The sequence below is a fragment of the Actinomadura livida genome, assembly GCF_014648675.1.
GTDB lineage: Bacteria > Actinomycetota > Actinomycetes > Streptosporangiales > Streptosporangiaceae > Spirillospora > Spirillospora livida.
The window spans coordinates 509,193-527,618 of sequence record NZ_BMRO01000002.1 but is presented as its reverse complement, the minus strand read 5'-3'; the positions used below and the strand labels follow the sequence as shown (position 1 = coordinate 527,618).

At 70.7% G+C, this 18,426-nt stretch carries 14 protein-coding genes; 9 read left to right on the top strand and 5 right to left on the bottom strand.

Features of this window, described 5'->3' with window-relative positions; translation table 11 throughout:
* Window positions 1–487: 487 nt before the first annotated feature.
* The 5 genes from IEZ03_RS05810 (at window position 488) to IEZ03_RS05790 (ending at window position 6,648) form a co-directional block, all read left to right on the top strand.
* A complete protein-coding gene (locus IEZ03_RS05810; protein WP_184884742.1) occupies window positions 488–1,480 on the top strand; it encodes an ABC transporter permease in 993 nt (330 codons plus the stop codon).
* Between the two features lie 44 nt (window positions 1,481–1,524).
* Complete coding sequence (locus IEZ03_RS05805) at window positions 1,525–3,285, top strand: ABC transporter substrate-binding protein (RefSeq protein ID WP_221480738.1); 1,761 nt, start codon at window positions 1,525–1,527, stop codon at window positions 3,283–3,285.
* Window positions 3,286–3,389: 104 nt separating this feature from the next.
* Window positions 3,390–4,403: an ABC transporter permease gene (locus IEZ03_RS05800; protein ID WP_184884740.1), complete on the top strand. Its 1,014-nt coding sequence runs from the start codon at window positions 3,390–3,392 to the stop codon at window positions 4,401–4,403.
* Complete coding sequence (locus IEZ03_RS05795; protein ID WP_184884738.1) at window positions 4,403–5,470, top strand: ABC transporter ATP-binding protein; 1,068 nt, start codon at window positions 4,403–4,405, stop codon at window positions 5,468–5,470. Before IEZ03_RS05800 ends, IEZ03_RS05795 begins: the two co-directional genes overlap by 1 nt.
* Window positions 5,471–5,493: 23 nt before the next feature.
* Window positions 5,494–6,648 (top strand): ABC transporter ATP-binding protein, encoded by a 1,155-nt coding sequence (locus IEZ03_RS05790; protein WP_373293531.1) that lies wholly within the window; start codon window positions 5,494–5,496, stop codon window positions 6,646–6,648.
* Window positions 6,649–6,829: 181 nt separating this feature from the next.
* Here IEZ03_RS05790 and IEZ03_RS05785 read toward each other — a convergent pair whose 3' ends face one another.
* The 5 genes from IEZ03_RS05785 to IEZ03_RS05765 form a co-directional block, all read right to left on the bottom strand.
* The gene (locus IEZ03_RS05785; protein ID WP_229808042.1) at window positions 6,830–9,331 is read right to left on the bottom strand and encodes an ABC transporter permease; all 2,502 of its coding nucleotides are present in this window, start codon (window positions 9,329–9,331) and stop codon (window positions 6,830–6,832) included.
* Window positions 9,328–10,158, bottom strand: coding sequence for an ABC transporter ATP-binding protein (locus tag IEZ03_RS05780; protein ID WP_229808041.1), 831 nt, complete (start codon window positions 10,156–10,158; stop codon window positions 9,328–9,330). Before IEZ03_RS05780 ends, IEZ03_RS05785 begins: the two co-directional genes overlap by 4 nt.
* A gap of 278 nt (window positions 10,159–10,436) precedes the next feature.
* Window positions 10,437–11,117, bottom strand: coding sequence for a response regulator (locus tag IEZ03_RS05775; protein WP_189241161.1), 681 nt, complete (start codon window positions 11,115–11,117; stop codon window positions 10,437–10,439).
* Between the two features lie 178 nt (window positions 11,118–11,295).
* On the bottom strand, window positions 11,296–12,477 hold the full coding sequence (locus IEZ03_RS38510; protein ID WP_221480737.1) for a sensor histidine kinase: 1,182 nt from the start codon (window positions 12,475–12,477) through the stop codon (window positions 11,296–11,298).
* Window positions 12,478–12,639: 162 nt separating this feature from the next.
* Window positions 12,640–13,614, bottom strand: coding sequence for a RecB family exonuclease (locus IEZ03_RS05765; RefSeq protein ID WP_184884732.1), 975 nt, complete (start codon window positions 13,612–13,614; stop codon window positions 12,640–12,642).
* A gap of 165 nt (window positions 13,615–13,779) precedes the next feature.
* On the opposite strand from IEZ03_RS05765, the gene IEZ03_RS05760 reads away from it, so the two are divergent.
* The 4 genes from IEZ03_RS05760 to IEZ03_RS37610 form a co-directional block, all read left to right on the top strand.
* The gene (locus IEZ03_RS05760; protein WP_308427949.1) at window positions 13,780–14,973 is read left to right on the top strand and encodes a site-2 protease family protein; all 1,194 of its coding nucleotides are present in this window, start codon (window positions 13,780–13,782) and stop codon (window positions 14,971–14,973) included.
* A gap of 65 nt (window positions 14,974–15,038) precedes the next feature.
* Window positions 15,039–16,022 (top strand): tRNA (adenine-N1)-methyltransferase, encoded by a 984-nt coding sequence (locus IEZ03_RS05755; RefSeq protein WP_184884730.1) that lies wholly within the window; start codon window positions 15,039–15,041, stop codon window positions 16,020–16,022.
* 377 nt (window positions 16,023–16,399) lie between these two features.
* A complete protein-coding gene (gene arc / locus IEZ03_RS05750; RefSeq protein WP_184884728.1) occupies window positions 16,400–18,163 on the top strand; it encodes a proteasome ATPase in 1,764 nt (587 codons plus the stop codon).
* 132 nt (window positions 18,164–18,295) lie between these two features.
* A partial coding sequence (locus IEZ03_RS37610; RefSeq protein ID WP_229808075.1) for a proteasome accessory factor PafA2 family protein occupies window positions 18,296–18,426 on the top strand: 131 nt, incomplete at its 3' end.

Genomic DNA, 18,426 nt, shown 5'->3' with positions numbered 1-18,426 from the left:
CCCCGCCCCCCCGTTCGCGTGTGCCGCCCGCTTCCCGCGCCCGAGCCCGCTGCCTGATGCCCGCGCCGTGGGCCATCGCTGTGACGCCTGTGGCGGTTGGGGCGTGCCGGGACGGGGGATGCCGGGGATTGTGTCCGCCGGGACGCTGACCTGCGGAGAATCGATATCGGAACGGACTCGGAACGGTAAAGCTTCCCGGTCTAGACCGGATCGAGGCCCCTGTCGGTCCTGTCCCGAACGTACTATTCGGGCGGTTTGTCGGAAGTGCTGTCGCTCCGCGTGTTGCCCAGATGACGACGAGATCACAAGTCAGATACGGGTACTGGCATAGGTCCTCACACGGATGGACAGTCGTGGTCGAAGGACTACGTTTCCCTTCAGCGAACGCGGCGTGCCGAGTACGGGGCGGCGGATGATCTCCGGCGCCGGCCGGCCCAGCGCCGGCGGCAGGGCCGAACCAGTGGCCGGACGGTAGGAGGTATGGAGCGTGGCCGCACCCATCGAGGTGAGCGGGTCCGACACCGAGGCGCATCCGGAAGCGGTGCTCTCGGGCGTCGACCGCAAGAAGATCCAGGGGCGCTCCCTGGGGCAGATCGCCTGGATGCGGCTCAAGCGCGACAAGATCGCGCTCACCGGCGCCGTCGTGGTGATCCTGCTGATCCTGATCGCGATCTTCGGCCCGTACTTCGTGCAGAACCCGCTGACCTACCACCAGAACCTGATCGACCCGACCTACAACCGTCCCAAGTACGGTTTCTGGCACTCGGGCATCAGCATGGACCACCCGCTCGGCGTGGAGCCGGGCACCGGCCGCGACATGCTGGCCCGCATCGTGCACGGCGCCCGGATCTCGCTGCTGGTGTCGTTCCTGGCCACGCTGATGTCGGTGGTCATCGGCACCGTGGCCGGCGTCATCGCCGGCTACTTCGGCGGCTGGGTCGACTACATCATCAGCCGCGCCATGGACGCGTTCCTGGCCTTCCCGCTGCTGCTGTTCGCGATCGCGCTGGTCGGCGTCGTCGCGGACGGGGCGTTCGGGATGACCGGCAACGGGCTGCGCGTGTCGGTCCTGGTCATCGTCATCGGCTTCTTCAACTGGCCGTACATCGGCCGCATCATCCGCGGCCAGACGCTCTCGCTGCGCGAACGCGAGTTCGTCGACGCCGCGCGCAGCATGGGCGCCAGCAACTCCTATGTCCTGTTCAAGGAGATCCTGCCGAACCTGGTCGCGCCGATCCTCGTGTACGCGACGCTGCTGATCCCGGTGAACATCCTGTTCGAGGCGGCGCTGTCGTTCCTCGGCGTCGGCGTCATCCCGCCGACCCCGTCGTGGGGCGGCATGCTGACGCTCGCGGTGCCGATCTACTCCTCGGACCCGATGTTCATGATCATTCCAGGTATGGCGATCTTCATCACCGTCCTCGCCTTCAACCTGTTCGGTGACGGGCTCCGGGACGCTCTCGACCCTCGGGCCAAGTGATTCGGGTTCATCCGACCCGCCTAACTGAAAGGGTGCGCCTGCACATGAACAAGATGAGACCGCTCGCGGTGCTCGCGGCCGGGGTCCTCGCGGCCTCGCTCGCCGCCTGCGGCGGCGGCGATTCCACGGGAGGGGACGGCCCCGGCTGGAACGCCGGCGTCAACGAGGTCGTCAACCAGTCGGACAAGAAGGGCGGCACGCTGAAGCTCGCCCACTCCGACGACTGGGACTCCCCGGACCCGGGCAACACCTACTACGCCTTCTCGCAGAACTTCGCCCGCCTGTACGGCCGCGCGCTGACGACGTTCAAGCCGGGCGCGGGCAAGGAGAGCCTGGAGGTCATCCCCGACCTGGCGACCGACCTCGGGCAGGCCAGTGACGGCGGCAAGACCTGGACCTACAAGCTGCGCACGGGCGTCAAGTACGACGACGGCACCACCGTCACGTCCAAGGACGTCAAGTACGCGGTGGAGCGCAGCAACTACACCGAGGAGCTGCAGCTCGGGCCGAAGTACTTCAAGCAGTACCTGGTCGACAACGACCCGGCGTACAAGGGCCCCTACAAGGACAAGGGCGACAAGGGCCTGGAGTCCATCGAGACGCCGGACGACCAGACGATCGTGTTCCACCTGAAGGAGCCGTTCCAGGAGTTCGACTACCTGGTCGCGATGTCGCAGACCATGCCGGTGCCGAAGGCCAAGGACACCGGCCTGAAGTACGAGAACGCCATGGTCTCCAGCGGCCCGTACAAGGTCGACAACTACACGCGCGGCAAGTCGATGACGCTGTCCCGCAACCCCCACTGGGACGCCAACACCGACCCGATCCGCAAGGCGCTGCCCGACACGATCGAGGTCCAGGCCAAGCAGAACGCGGACGACATCGACCAGCGGCTCCTCGCCGGCTCGCTCGACATGGACATCTCCGGCGTCGGCGTCCAGGCCGGCACGCAGCCGAAGGTGCTCGCCGACGACCAGAAGCCGTACGTGGACAACCCCATCCAGGGCTTCCTGCGGTTCATGTCGCTGAGCGTCAACGTCAAGCCGCTCGACAACCTGCACTGCCGCCGCGCCGTGCAGTACGCGACCGACAAGGTCGCCGCGCAGACCGCCTACGGCGGCCCGCTCGCCGGCGGTGACGTGGGCACCACGATCCTGCCCCCGGCGGTCGACGGCTACACCAAGTTCGACCTGTACCCGCAGAAGCAGGCCGAGAACGGCGGCCTGGACCAGGCCACGCTCGACAAGGCCAAGCAGGAGCTGCAGGAGTGCGGCCAGCCCGACGGCTTCAAGACCAAGATCTCGGCCCGGTCCGACCGGCCGAAGGAAGTCGCGATGGCCCAGGCGATCCAGCAGAGCCTGAAGAAGGTCGGGATCGAGACCGAGATCGTCCAGTTCCCCGCGGGTGACTACTTCAACAAGTACGCCGGCGTGCCGGAGTACGTCCACGACCACGGCGTCGGCATGATGATCTGGGCGTGGGCGGCCGACTGGCCGACCGGCTACGGCTTCCTGCAGCAGGTCGTCCACGGTGACGCGATCAAGCCCTCGGGCAACACCAACCTCGCCGAGCTGGACGACCCGGAGATCAACAAGGCGCTCGACCAGGCCATCACCAACCCGGACAAGGCGGCCCGCCTCAAGGCTTACGGCGAGGTCGACAAGATGGTGATGGAGACGGCGACGAACGTTCCGCTGGTCTACGCCAAGGCCCTGATGTACCGGCCGGAGCGGGTGACCAACGCCGGGATCACGCTCTCCTACGGCGGAATGTACGACTACCTGAACATGGGCGTGTCGGAGTAACACCCCGCTCGTCCGTGCGTCCCTCTGAAGGCAGGTGAAGGCGACGCTCACCGGCCGGGACGGGCCTACCAGGCCCGCCCGGCCGGTGAGCTGGGCCGCGAATTTTGCTCGCATACATCGTCCGGCGCCTCATCGGTGCCCTTCTCATGCTGCTGCTGGTCAGCCTGGTGACCTTCGGCATCTTCTTCTGGCTGCCGAAGCTGGCGGGGCAGACCACCGACCAGATCGCGGCCGGATACGTCGGCAAGGCACCGACCCAGCAGGCCATCGAGGACACCAAGGAACGGCTCGGGCTCGACGACCCGGTCGTGGTGCAGTACGCGGACTACCTCAAGGCCATCATCGTCGGCAAGGACTTCAAGGCCGGCCCGGTCACCGACCACTGCCCGGCCCCGTGCCTCGGGTACTCCTACCGCAGCAGCCAGCCGGTCCTGGAGACGCTCCTCGACCGCGCCCCCGCGACGTTGTCGCTCGCGGTCGGCGCCGCGGTCATCTGGCTCGTCGGCGGCATCACCGTCGGCGTCATCTCGGCGCTGCGCAGAGGCACCCTCTGGGACCGCATGGCGATGATCGTCGCGCTGAGCGGCGTGTCGCTCCCCATCTACTTCACGGGCCTGGTGTCCCTGGCGCTGTTCTCGTACTCGATACCGATATTCCCGGGCGGGGGCAGCTACACCTCCATCACCGAGAATCCGGTGCAGTGGTTCCAGGCCCTCGTGCTCCCATGGGTCACGCTCGCGTTCCTGTACGCGGCGATGTACGCGCGGCTCACCAGAGCGGGCATGCTGGAGACGATGAACGAGGACTACATCCGCACGGCCCGCGCCAAGGGGCTGCCGGAGAAGACCGTCGTCACCAAGCACGCACTGCGCGCGTCGCTGACGCCGATCATGACCGTGTTCGGCCTCGACCTCGGCCTCCTGCTCGGCGGCGCGGTCCTGACCGAGAGCACCTTCGGCATCCCGGGACTGGGCCGGCTCGCGATCGACTCGATCCGCAGCGGCGACCTGCCCATGGTCCTCGGGGTCACGCTGATCACCTCGACGTCGATCGTGGTGATCAACCTGATCGTCGACCTGCTGTACGCCATCGTCGACCCGAGAGTGAGGCTGGCCTGATGACCGGCACCGCGCCCGCCGCGGACACCGCGGGCACCGGCGAGGCTCCCACGGCGTTCCTCGAGGTCCGCGACCTGAAGATCCACTTCCCGACCGACGACGGGCTGGTCAAGTCGGTCGACGGCCTGTCGTTCCAGCTGGAGCGCGGCCGCACGCTCGGGATCGTGGGGGAGTCCGGGTCCGGCAAGAGCGTCACGAGCCTCGGCATCCTGGGCCTGCACAACAAGCGCAACGCCAACGTGTCCGGCGAGATCTGGCTGGACGGCAAGGAGCTCGTCGGCGCCTCGCAGTCCGAGGTGCGCCGGCTCCGCGGCCGCGACATGGCGATGATCTTCCAGGACCCGCTGTCCTCGATGCACCCGTTCTACACGGTCGGCCAACAGATCATCGAGGCGTACCGGGTCCACAACGACGTGTCCAAGCAGGTCGCGCGCAAGCACGCCATCGACATGCTCGGCAAGGTCGGCATCCCGAGGCCCGACCAGCGCGTCGACGACTACCCGCACCAGTTCTCCGGCGGCATGCGGCAGCGCGCGATGATCGCGATGGCGCTGTCGTGCGACCCGGAGCTGCTGATCGCCGACGAGCCGACGACGGCGCTGGACGTGACCGTCCAGGCGCAGATCCTCGACCTCATCCGGGACCTGCAGCAGGAGTTCAACTCCGCCGTCATCATGATCACCCACGATCTCGGGGTGGTCGCGGAGCTGGCCGACGACATCCTGGTGATGTACGCGGGCCGCGCCGTGGAGCAGGCGTCCGTGGACGCCACCTTCCACCGGCCGCTGCACCCCTACACGTGGGGGCTGCTCGGCTCGATGCCGCGGCTGGACCGCGACCGGTCCGAGCGGCTGCTGCCGATCACCGGGTCGCCGCCGAGCCTGATCAACGTGCCCTCCGGCTGCGCGTTCCATCCGCGCTGCCCGTACCGGGACCTGAACGAGGGCAAGAGCGAGACCAAGCGGCCCGAGCTGGTCGAGGTCGAACCCGGCCACAAGGCGGCGTGCCACCTCCCGCTCGGCAGACGGCGGGAGATCTGGACCGACGAGATCCGGCCGAAGCTGTGACGAGCACGGGTGGTAACGAGACTGTGAGCACATCCAAGACGCCGGCCGAGAAGGTCTCGGTCGACAAGGCCCCGGCCGGGGAGCCCCGTCCGATCAGGGAGGGCGAGAACCTGCTGGAGGTGGAGAACCTCGGCAAGCACTTCCCCGTGACCGCGGGGCTGCTGCGCCGGCAGGTCGCCGCGGTCAAGGCCGTGGACGGCGTGTCGTTCTCCGTCCGCAAGGGCGAGACCCTCGGGCTGGTGGGGGAGTCGGGCTGCGGCAAGTCCACCACCGGCCGGATGATCATGCGGCTGCTGGACCCCAGCTTCGGGAAGATCACCTTCGAGGGCCAGGACATCACGAAGATGTCGCAGCGCCGGCTCCGGCCGCTCCGCCGCGACCTCCAGATGATCTTCCAGGACCCGTACTCGTCGCTGAACCCGCGCAAGACGGTCGGCGCGATCGTCGGGGCCCCGTTCCGGCTGCAGAACCTCGAGGCCGAGCAGGGCGTGAAGAAGGCCGTCCAGGAGATCCTGGAGCTGGTGGGCCTCAACCCCGAGCACTACAACCGGTACCCGCACGAGTTCTCCGGCGGGCAGCGGCAGCGCATCGGCATCGCCCGCACCCTCGCGCTGAAGCCGAAGCTGATCATCGCGGACGAGCCGGTGTCGGCGCTGGACGTGTCGGTGCAGGCCCAGGTCGTGAACCTGCTGGAGGACCTGCAGGACGAGCTCGACCTCACCTACGTGGTGATCGCGCACGACCTGTCGGTGGTGCGGCACATCTCCGACCGGGTCGCCGTCATGTACCTCGGCAAGATCGTCGAGCTGGCGGACCGCACGGACCTGTACGAGCGGCCCATGCACCCCTACACCAACGCGCTGCTGTCGGCGGTGCCGATCCCGGACCCGGCCCAGCGCGGGGAGCGCAAGCGGATCCGGCTGCAGGGCGACGTGCCGAGCCCGCTGGACCCGCCGCCCGCGTGCCGCTTCCACACCCGCTGCTGGAAGGCGCAGGACATCTGCAAGCAGGTCGAGCCGCCGCTGGTCGAGCTCAGCCCCGGCCACCAGGCCGCCTGCCACTTCCCGGAGAACACCACGGTCAGCGCGACCGACGCGGTCGCCAAGGCCGCGGTGGCGCCCGGCGCGGCCGCGGCCGGCGACGCGGGCTCCGCGTCCGCCGCCGACTCCGCGGAGTAGCGCCCGGACCCGCGGACCGCCCGCCGGCTCTCCCGGCGCGCCTCCCGCACCGGAAAGGCCCGGCCCCTCACCCGAGGGGACCGGGCCTTCCGCTTGCGCATCGCCTTGCGCGCGCCTTGCTCGTGCGTCCGCCCCGCGCGCCCGCCCGCTCGGCGGGCGGGCGCGCGGGGCGGTCATCGGGTCATTCGGTGGAGATGGCCTTCAGCACGTCCATCCGCCCGGCCCGCCACGCCGGCCACAGCGCCGCCAGCACACCGATCACCGCGGCGATCGCCAGGTAGACCACGAGCGTCCCGTACGGGACCGACAGGACGCCGAGGCCGTCGTCGGCGAGCGCGTTCTGCAGCGCCGCGCCGAACGCGATCCCGATGCCCATGCCGAGCACCGCCCCGAACACCGCGATCATGATGGACTCCAGCCGGATCATGCGGCGCAACTGCCGCCGGGATATCCCGATCGCGCGGAGCAGCCCGATCTCCCGGGTCCGCTCGATCACCGACAGCGCCAGGGTGTTGATCACCCCGACCGCCGCGATGACCACCGACATGACCAGCAGGATCGTCAGGAACGTCACGAACCCGTCGACCTGGCCGCGGGCGTCCTCCTTCAGCGACGCCTGGTCGGCGACCTCCAGGTTCGGGTAGCCCTGCAGCGCCGACTCCAGCGCCGTCCTCGTCGCCGCGTCGGCCCGCTCGGTGTCCACCACCATGATGTCGACGGTCGGGTTCAGCGTGTGCCGCAGATGCATCTCCTGCGACATCAGCCGCGGCCCGATCAGGTCGCTCCTGGAGTACACGCCGCTGAGGGTCAGCCGCTCGGTCTTCCCGTCCGGGAACTGGACGGGCACCGCCGCCCCGACCTCCCAGCCGCGGTCCTTCGCGGTGTCCTCGTCGACCATGAGGTCGGCCGGCCCGGCCGCCGCGCTCCCCGACACGATCTTCAGCCGCGCCGCCTCGGTGATGACCCTCGCGTCGCCCGCGACGTAGAACACGTCCTTGCCGTCGACCTTGACCTCGCCGCCGTAGGTCGGCGTCGCGGCCACCACGCCCGGCGCGTCCTTCACCCGCTGCTGCGCCTCGGCGTTCACGCCCCCGGCGCCCTGCGCCTGCACCAGGTAGTCCGCGCCGAACTGCGCGTTGATCTGCTCGTCGATCGACGCCCGCATCGTCGAGCCCAGCACGTTCACCGTCGTGATCAGCGCCAGCCCGATCATCAGCGCGGCGGCGGTCGCGGCGGTGCGGCGCGGGTTCCGCAGCGCGTTCTGCCGCGCCAGGCGCCCCGGCGCCCCGAGCAGCCGCGCCGCCGGCGCGCCCAGCACCCGCAGCACCGGCACGCTGATCACCGGCGCGAGCATCGCCACGCCGATGAACACCCCGAACGCGCCCGCCCCGACGGGCACCGCCGGGTTGCCGCCGGCGCCGGCGAGACCCACCGCGATCAGCGCCGCGCCGATCGCGGTGAGCAGCGACCCCAGCGCGATCCGGATCCGCATCGACCGCTGCGGCAGCGCCACGTCGTCGCGCATCGCCGCCACCGGCGGGATCTTCGCGGCGCGGCGCGCCGGGAAGTACGCCGACACGACCGTCACCACGATCCCGACCGCGTACGACCAGAACACCGCGTTCGCGGTGAGGGTCAGGCCGCCCTCGCCGGCGTCGCCCATCTGCGTCTGCAGCAGCGACGCCAGCCCGGCCCCCGCGGCCAGCCCGAGCGTGGACCCCACGACCCCGACCGCGACGGCCTCGCCGATCACCGCCCGCGTCACCTGCGCGCGGGCCGCGCCGATCGCGCGAAGCAGCGCCAGCTCACGGGTCCGCTGCGCCACCAGCATCGAGAACGTGTTGAAGATGATGAACGCCCCGACGAAGATCGAGATCAGCGCGAACGCGAGCAGGAACGTCCGGAAGAACCCCATGATCTCCGCGACGTCGCTCTGCGCCTCCTCGCGCAGCTCGGTCCCGGTGATCGCCTCCAGGCCCGGCGGCAGGGCCGCCGCGACGCGGTCGCGCAGCTCCGCCTCCGACGGGCCCGCCGACTTCATCTCGATGTCGGTGAAGTAGCCGGGCTTCAGCAGCAGCCGCTGCGCCGTCGGGGTGTCGAACGCGGTGACCGTCGCGCCCATCATGTTCCCGGTGTCGACCAGCCCGACGATCTTCATCCGCTGCGGCGGGCCCGCCGTGACGACCTGCGTGGTGTCACCGATCGCGAGCTCGCCGTGCTCGGCGGTCGCCTCGTCGATGACGACCTCCGCCGGGCCCCGCGGCGCGCGGCCGGACGTCAGGTCGTAGAACGCGCTCTCGGTCAGGTTCACGCCGAGCTGCGGCGGGCCGTTCTGCGGCGTCCCGACGATCTTCCCGTCCTTGCCGACGACCGCCGCGTACCCGGTGACGTTCCCGATCGGGTCCCGGACGCCGTCGACGCCCTTCAGCGTCTCCAGCACCGACGCCGGCACCGGCTGCGCCGACATGCCGTCGTCGTCGCCGCCCACGACCTTCTCCGCCCGGACGTCGACGGCGATGTCCTCGCTGATGCTGCTGAACAGATCGTCGAACTGCTTGTTCATGCTGTCGGTGAACATCAGCGTCCCGGCGACGAACGCCACGCCGAGGATCACCGCGACGGCCGTCAGCACCAGCCTGATCTTGTGCGCCGCGAGGTTGCGGAGCGTGACCCTGCCCATCATCGCGCCGCGACCCCCGGCCCCTGCGCGTCCGGGCCCTGCGCGGCGGCCGGCCCCGAGTCGAAGCCCTTCATCCGCTCCAGCACCCGCTCGGCCGTCGGCTCCGCCATCGTGTCGACGATCTGCCCGTCGGACAGGAACAGCACCTGGTCGGCGTACGCCGCCGCGGTCGGGTCATGCGTCACCATCACGATCGTCTGGCCCATCCGCCGCACCGAGTCCCGCAGGAACCCCAGCACCTCCGCACCGGACCGCGAGTCCAGGTTCCCCGTCGGCTCGTCCGCGAAGATGATCTCCGGGCGGGCGGCCAGGGCCCGCGCGCACGCCACCCGCTGCTGCTGCCCGCCCGACAGCTCCGACGGGCGGTGCTTCAGCCGCGGCCGCAGCCCCACCGTGTCGATCACCGTGTCCAGCCACTCCCGGTCCGCCTTGCGGCCCGCGATGTCCATCGGCAGCGTGATGTTCTCCAGCGCCGTCAGCGTCGGCACGAGGTTGAAAGCCTGGAAGACGAAACCGACCTTGTCGCGCCGGAGCCTGGTCAGCTGCTTGTCCTTCAGCCGGGTCAGCTCGGTGTCGCCGATGTACACCTCACCCGAGTCCACCGAGTCCAGGCCCGCCATGCAGTGCATGAGGGTCGACTTCCCGGACCCCGACGGGCCCATGATCGCCGTGTAGCGGCCCCGGGGGATCCCGACGGTGACCCCGTCGAGCGCGATGACCTGGGCGTCGCCGTGCCCGTACACCTTGGTGATCCCCTGGGTGCGTGCGGCGAAGTCGCCCTCCCCGGGCACGGTGTGCGCGCCGGCGGTCGATGGGGCGGTGTTCGTCACGTGAAACTCCCGTAGTCGAGTGAGCAGAGCCATGCGGCCGGGCCGTGCTGGCCCCCGACGGCCCGGCGTACCAAAACAGTAGAAGGCCGACGAACTCCTGTGATGGACCCCAGGAACGGACTTGCCCGTCCCCCGGAGGCAGGAGAAGCCCCGCGGCACTCGTCCTACCGGAGTAGTCCCGCCCCGCCGGAAGACAGGGGCGAATCAGGGTCCGACCCTGAGACCGCCCCCAGCGCCCGCCGCGGCCACCACCCGCCCGCGGCCCCGGGGCGGGCGGGTCAGCTCTGGCCCGGCCTGCTCAGGCCCGTCTCGTACGCGTACACGACCGCCTGCACCCGGTCCCGCAACCCGAGCTTGGCCAGCACGTTCCCCACGTGCGTCTTCACCGTCGTCTCGCTCACCACGAGCTCCGCCGCGATCTCCGCGTTCGACTGCCCCCGCGCCACGTGCGCCAGCACCTCGCGCTCCCGGTCGGTCAGCGTGTCCAGCCCCGGCGGCGGCGCCTCGTCCCGCACCGCCGGCAGCCGCGACGCGAACCGGTCCAGCAGCCGCCGCGTCACGCTCGGCGCCACGATCGCGTCGCCCGCCGCCACGATCCGGATCGCCTGCACCAGGTCCTCCGGCGGCGAGTCTTTCAGCAGGAACCCGCTCGCCCCCGCCCGCACCGCCTCGATCACGTACTCGTCGAGGTCGAACGTCGTCAGGATCAGCACCTTCGGATCGTGCGCGGCCGCACCGTCCCGGACGATCCGCCGGGTCGCCTCGATCCCGTCCACCCCCGGCATCCGGATGTCCATCAGCACCACGTCCGGCAGCAGCGACCGCGTCAGCTCCACCGCCGCCGCGCCGTCCCCGGCCTCGCCCACCACCGCGATGTCGGTCTCGGCCTCCAGGATGAGCCGGAACCCCGTCCGCAGCAGCGGCTGATCATCGACGAGCAGCACCCGCACCGCGCTCATCGCACCGCACCGCCCGCCCGGCGTCCCGGTCGCACCATCGTCCCCGCTCCTCGCCTCACCGCGCGCCCGCCCTTCCGGCGGCGCCACACGCCCAACCTACGGCCCGCCCAACCTACGGCCTCCCGGCACCGGGAGACCGAATCCGGCCGTCCGGGCCGCCGCGGAACGCGCACGACGCTCACGCCTCCAGCGGGAACCGCGCCCGGACACCGAACCCGCCGCCGACCCGCGGCCCGATCTTCAACTCGCCACCGTACAGCGCCACCCGCTCGTACATGCCGACAAGCCCATGCCCCGGATTGTCCTCGTTGTCGGCCACGAACGTCGCCGTGCCGCGCCCGTCGTCCTCGATCTCGACCGTCAGATCGCGATCCCCGTAGTACAGCCGCACCCACGCCCGCGCCTGCGGGCCCGCGTGCTTCAGCGTGTTCGTCAGCGCCTCCTGGATCAGCCGGAACGCCGCCACGTCCACCCCCGGCGACGGCGACCGCGCCTCACCCTCGATCCACAGCTGCACCGCCAGCCCCGTCTCCCGGACGTTGTCCAGCAGCTCCCCGAGATCGCCCAGCCCCGGCTGCGGCGCCAGCTCCCGCCCCTCCCGCTCGGCGTCCCGGTCCGTCCGCAGCACCCCCACGATCCGCCGCATCTCGCTCAGCGCCGTCCGCCCGACCTCCTCGATCGTCGACATCGCCTCACGCGCGCTCCCCGCGTCCCGGTCGATGATCCGCCGCGCCGCACCCGCCTGCACCGTCATCACGCTCACATGGTGCGCCACCACGTCGTGCAGCTCCCGCGCGATCCGCGACCGCTCCTCGATCCGCGCCGCCCGCGCGTCGGTGCCCCGCGCCCGCTCCAGCCGCGCCGCCCGGTCCTCCAGCTCCGCGAAGTACGCCCGCCGCAGCCGCAGGTTCCGGCCCAGCACCCACACCCCGACCACCAGCGCGCAGTCCGTCACGATCACCAGCGGCGACGACTCGACCGGCGCCAGCACCAGGTACACCAGGAAATAGACCGAACCCAGCACCCCGCCCAGCGCGCTCTGCGCCAGCCCCCGGTGCGCCGCCACGCTGTACACGGCGATCAGGAACGCCGCCACGTCCGCCACCGACGGCGGATACCCCGCCACCGCCATCGCCAGCTCACCGCCGATGATGAACAGCAGCACCGGCAGCGGATGCCGCCGCCGCCACGCCAGCGACATCGTCACCACCGTGACCAGCAGCGCGTTCAGCACGTCCGGGTCGCGGAACTGCTCGTAACCCGAATGGTCCGGCAGCTCCTCCAGGAACAGCTCCGGCAGCCCCACCAGCAGCAGGCCCACGGCCAGCAACGCGTCGGCGGCCCGAGGACGCGTCCTCAACCAGGCGCGGAAAGCACGAAGACCACGGATGCGGGGTGACACGCTCTCACCCTAGGAGGTCGCACCAGGTCGCGAGCCCTCCTGAACGGGGATCCGCGATCCTCCCCAAGGAGGACACGGGCGTACCCACATGACAAAGCCTCACCTACTGTCATCGCGGAACTACAGGTCGTCACGTTCCCGCGTCGAACCCGCCGGCTCGGCCGCGTCCACCGGCTCTGGCGGCCGCGCACCCGGAACCACCGGCAGCGGCGGGGGAGTGCCGCCGAACTCCGGGCACCGCTCCTTGTGATCGCACCAGTCGCACAACCGCCCCGCCCGCGGCCGCCACTCCCCGGTGTCCATCGCCCGCCGGATCGCCTGCCACAGCGCCTCCACCTTCCGCTGCGTCGCCCGCAGATCCGCCTCGTCCGGCTCGTACCGCAGGACCTCCCCGTTCCCCAGGTACATCAGCTGCAGCAACCGCGGCACCCGCCCCCGCAGCCGCCACAGCACCAGCGCGTAGAACTTCATCTGGAACAGCGCCCGCGCCTCGAAATCCGCCCGCGGCGCCGTCCCCGTCTTGTAGTCGACGATCCGCACGTCCCCGCTCGGCGCCACGTCCACCCGGTCGATGTAGCCCCGCAGCTTCAACCCCGAATCCAGCACCGTCTCCACGAACAGCTCCCGCTCGGCCGGCTCCAGCCGCCGCGGATCCTCCAGCGTGAAGTACCGCTCCACCATCCGCCGCGCCTGCCCCAGCCACTCCGCCCGCTCCGCGTCCCCGGCGTCCCCCTCCGCGAACAGCTCCGCCAGCTCCGGCTCCGCCGCCAGCAGCCGCTCCCACTCCGGCCCCAGCATCCCCACCGCCGCCTCGGCCGTCCGCCCACCCCGCGGCAGGTCGTACAGCCGCTCCAGCACCGCGTGCACCAGCGTCCCCCGCGCCGCCGCCGCACTCGGCCGCTCCGGCAGCCGGTCGATCACCCGGAACCGGTACAGCAGCGGGCACGTCATGAAGTCGCCCGCCCGCGACGGCGACAACGACCCCACCACCGCCACCGCCCCTTCGGCGGCCCCCTCACCGGGCGCGTTCCCGGGCCCCGCCCCGCCGCCCGCCGGAGGAACGGACGCAGCACTACCCGCCTCGGTCGTCGTCATGGCACAGCACACTAGGGGACGCCCACGACGAAATCCCGCACCGCCGAAAACCGCCCCCGGCCCCGGGACCGGCCCCTCCGCGGCCCACCGCCACCGGCACGCCACGGGCCCGCGACCCGCACACCACCGGCCGGTCCGCCGCCGCGGGGCCGTAGCATCGGTCACGTGACACGCAGCGCGCCACCGACCGAGGACAAGACGCCCGCCACCGGCCCCGGCCCCGGCGGCGGCGGCCCCCGCCCCGGCATCCTCATGGGCCGCCCCTTCGGCATCCCCGTCTACGTCTCGCCCAGCTGGTTCCTCGTCGCCGCGCTCATCACCATCCTGTTCGAAGGCCAGGTCAACGACGTCGTCGAACGCCCCCTCAGCTACCTCGTCGCCTTCGCCTACGCCGTCCTCCTCTACGGCTCCGTCTTCATCCACGAACTCAGCCACGCCGTCACCGCCCGCGCCTTCCACCTCCCCGTCCGCTCCGTCACCCTCCACCTCCTCGGCGGCGAGACCGCCATCGAACGCGAGGCCCCCACCCCCGGCCGCGAATTCCTCATCGCCTTCGCCGGCCCCCTCGTCAACCTCGTCCTCGCCGGACTCGGCATCCTCGCCCACATCCTGCTCCCCCTCCCCGACGTCGCCCTCCTCCTCGTCGACGCCCTCGCCTTCGCCAACCTCCTCGTCGGCCTCTTCAACCTCCTGCCCGGCCTCCCCCTCGACGGCGGACGCCTCGTCCGCGCCGCCGTCTGGAAGGCCACCGGCCGCAGCCGCAGCGGCGCCATCATCGCCGGCTGGGTCGGCCGCGGCGTCGCCATCGCCTGCCTCGTCGCCGGCGCCTACCTCGCCACCTACGGCGCCGCCGCCCCCGACGCGAACGCCAACGGCGGCATCGGCTGGCTCGCCCTCCTGTGGTCCGCCCTCGTCGCCTCCTTCATCTGGGTCGGCGCCACCCAGGCCCTCCGCGCCGAGCGCGTCCGCGACCGCATCCCCCACCTCGACGCCCGCGGCCTCGCCCGCCGCGCCACCCTCGTCACCGCCGACGTCCCCCTCGCCGAGGCCATCCGCCGCGCCCAGCACGACCAGGCCGGCGCCATCGTCATCGCCGACCACGAAGGCCGCCCCCTCGGCCTCGTCAACGAGAAGGCCGTCACCGCCACCCCCGAGCACCGCCGCCCCTGGATCAGCGCCGGCGAACTGTCCCGCGGCATCGACGGCGGCCTCACCCTCTCCGCCGACCTCTCCGGCGAAGACCTCATCGAGGCCCTCCGCCGCACCCCCGCCTCCGAATACCTCCTCGTCGAACCCGACGGAAGCCTCTACGGCGTCCTCGCCACCACCGACGTCGACAAGACCTTCACCGGAATCTGACCCGTCCCCGCACCCCGCCGGGCGACGGTCCGGCGGCTCCCCGACCGCCGATAACCTTGACCCCCATGAGCGAACCCCGGCCGAACGGCCCCGCCCCCGCAACCGGCCGCGTCCCCCACGGCCCCTTCCGGCCCGGAGACCAGGTTCAGCTCACCGACCCCAAGGGCCGCGTCAACACCATCACCCTCCAGCCCGGCAAGCAGTACCACTCCCACAAGGGCTCCGTCCCCCACGACGACATCATCGGCAGCCCCGAAGGCACCGTCTACCGCACCACCGGCGGCACCGAATACCTCGCCTTCCGCCCCCTCCTCACCGACTTCACCCTCCGGATGCCCCGCGGCGCCGCCGTCGTCTACCCCAAGGACGCCGCGCAGATCATCGCCATGGCCGACATCTTCCCCGGCGCCCGCGTCATCGAGGCCGGCGCCGGATCCGGCGCCCTCAGCTGCTTCCTCCTGCGCGCCGTCGGCGAACACGGCCTCCTGTCCTCCTACGAGCGCCGCCCCGACTTCGCCGACATCGCACGCGCCAACGTCGAGAAGTTCTTCGGCGGCCCCCACCCCGCCTGGCGCCTCACCGTCGGCTCCCTCGAACACGCCCTCGCCGAGACCGAGGCCGACCGCGTCGTCCTCGACATGCTCGCCCCCTGGGAACCGCTCGACGCCGTCGCCAAGGCCCTCATCCCCGGCGGCATCGTCTGCGCCTACATCGCCACCACCACCCAGATGTCGCGCATCGTCGAGGACCTCCGCGGCCACGGCGGCTTCGCCGAGCCCCACGCGTCCGAGACCATGCTCCGCACCTGGCACGTCGACGGCCTCGCCGTCCGCCCCGACCACCGCATGATCGGGCACACCGGCTTCCTCGTCACCGCGCGCCGCCTCGCCGACGGCGTCACCCCGCCCGCCCGGCGCCGCCGCCCCGCGAAGGGCGCCCACCCCCGGAGCAACGGCGCCGCGGCACAGGGCGCCGCGGGCGCCCGACCGGAAGGCGGCGCAGCAGCAGCCGGGGACGCGGCACCGGGAGACACCGCACCGCAAGACTGACGCCACCGGACATAGCGCCCAGAGCGCCGCGCCCGGCGGGCACGCCACGCCCGGCCGCACACCGAGGCGTAGATCACACCCCCGCCCGCGTCACCCACCCGTCACCGCCCCCGCCCCACCCCCCACGGCACATCTCTGTCCCGCCCCCCGAACGCCACCGAACTCGGCAAACCCCCCGCAACGACACGCCCGCGAGCACGAACCCCCAGGTCCACGACCCGTAACACCCCGCCCCATACCGCCCCCGCAACACCCCTCCCAATGCCCCCCGAACACCCCCGCACGACACGAACACCGAATGGGCAGGTTACGGAAGCCCTCCAGATAGGTAGGGTCTCAGTAGGTCGTCGGCTCTCTTCGTGAGGAGGTGACGGGGCGTGGCCGCTCGTGACGATGCTGGGGCGCGCAAGGCGCAGCACGAAAAGGAGGTCAGGGACCTCCAAACGCAGATCTCCTTCCTGGAGGAGGAGATCTCCGTGCTGCGCCGCAAGCTCGCGGAGTCCCCGCGCCAAGTACGTGTGCTGGAAGAACGCCTCCATGAGGCACAGGCCAACCTGGCCGCCGTAACCGGTCAGAACGAGCGTCTCGTAGCGACCCTCAAAGAGGCTCGCGAGCAGATCGTGGCGCTCAAGGAGGAGGTCGACAGGCTCGCACAACCACCATCCGGATTCGGAGTCTTCCTCGAAACCCGCGACGACGGAACCGTCGACATCTTCACCGGCGGACGCAAACTCCGCGTCAACGTCAGCCCGGCCGTCGACATCGACGACCTCCAGCGCGGCCAAGAGGTCATGCTCAACGAGGCCCTCAACGTCGTCGAAGCACTCGAGTTCGAAGAGCAGGGCGAAGTCGTCATGCTCAAGGAACTCTTCGACGACGGCGAACGCGCCCTCGTCATCGCGCACGCCGACGAGGAACGCGTCGTCAAACTCGCCGAACCACTCCGCGGAGTACCCCTCCGCGCCGGCGACTCGCTCATGCTCGAACCGCGATCCGGATACGCCTACGAGAAGATCCACAAGGCCGAGGTCGAAGAACTCGTCCTCGAAGAGGTCCCCGACATCTCCTACAACGAGATCGGCGGCCTCAGCGGCCAGATCGAATTGATCCGCGACGCCGTGGAACTCCCGTACCTGCACGCCGACCTCTTCCGCGAGCACCAGCTCAGGCCGCCCAAGGGCGTCCTGCTCTACGGGCCCCCCGGATGCGGGAAGACGCTCATCGCCAAGGCCGTCGCCAACTCCCTCGCCAAACAGGTCGCCGAGAAGACCGGCCAGGAGGGCAAGAGCTTCTTCCTCAACATCAAGGGCCCCGAGCTGCTCAACAAGTACGTCGGCGAAACCGAACGGCACATCCGCCTGGTCTTCCAGCGCGCCCGCGAGAAGGCGTCCGCCGGAACACCCGTCATCGTCTTCTTCGACGAGATGGACTCCATCTTCCGCACCCGCGGATCCGGAGTCTCCTCCGACGTCGAGAACACCATCGTCCCGCAGCTGCTCAGCGAGATCGACGGCGTCGAAGGCCTGGAGAACGTCATCGTCATCGGCGCCTCCAACCGCGAGGACATGATCGACCCGGCGATCCTGCGCCCCGGCCGCCTCGACGTCAAGATCAAGATCGAGCGGCCCGACGCCGAAGCCGCCAAGGACATCTTCTCCAAGTACATCCTCGACGGCCTCCCGCTCCACCCCGACGACGTCAAGGAGCACGGCGGTTCCGCCGAGGCCACGGTCGAAGCCATGATCCAGGCCACGGTCGAGCGGATGTACACCGAAAGCGAGGAGAACCGCTTCCTGGAGGTCACCTACGCCAACGGCGACAAGGAAGTCCTCTACTTCAAGGACTTCAACTCCGGAGCAATGATCCAGAACATCGTCGACCGCGCCAAGAAGATGGCCATCAAGCAGTACCTCGACACCGGCCAGAAAGGCCTGCGCGTCACCCACCTCCTCGCCGCCTGCGTCGACGAGTTCAGCGAGAACGAAGACCTGCCCAACACCACCAACCCCGACGACTGGGCCCGCATCTCCGGCAAGAAGGGCGAACGGATCGTCTACATCCGCACCCTCGTCTCCGGAACCAAGGGCTCCGAAGCCGGCCGATCCATCGACACCGTCGCCAACACCGGCCAGTACCTGTAACGAGGCCCACACCGTGACACCGGCGCGGCGGCCCCCCGAACGGGAGGCCGCCGCGTCCGCGTGCCCCGCCACACCCCCCGCGAACCCCCGGCCCCATGGCTCCACCCCGCACACCCCGATAGGCTCGACGATATGAGTGTTCGGCGGGTGATGGGCATCGAGACCGAGTACGGCATCTCCGTACCCGGGCAGCCAGGGGCCAACGCGATGGTGACCTCCTCACAGGTCGTCAACGCCTACCTCGCGGCATCGGCCGCACGGGC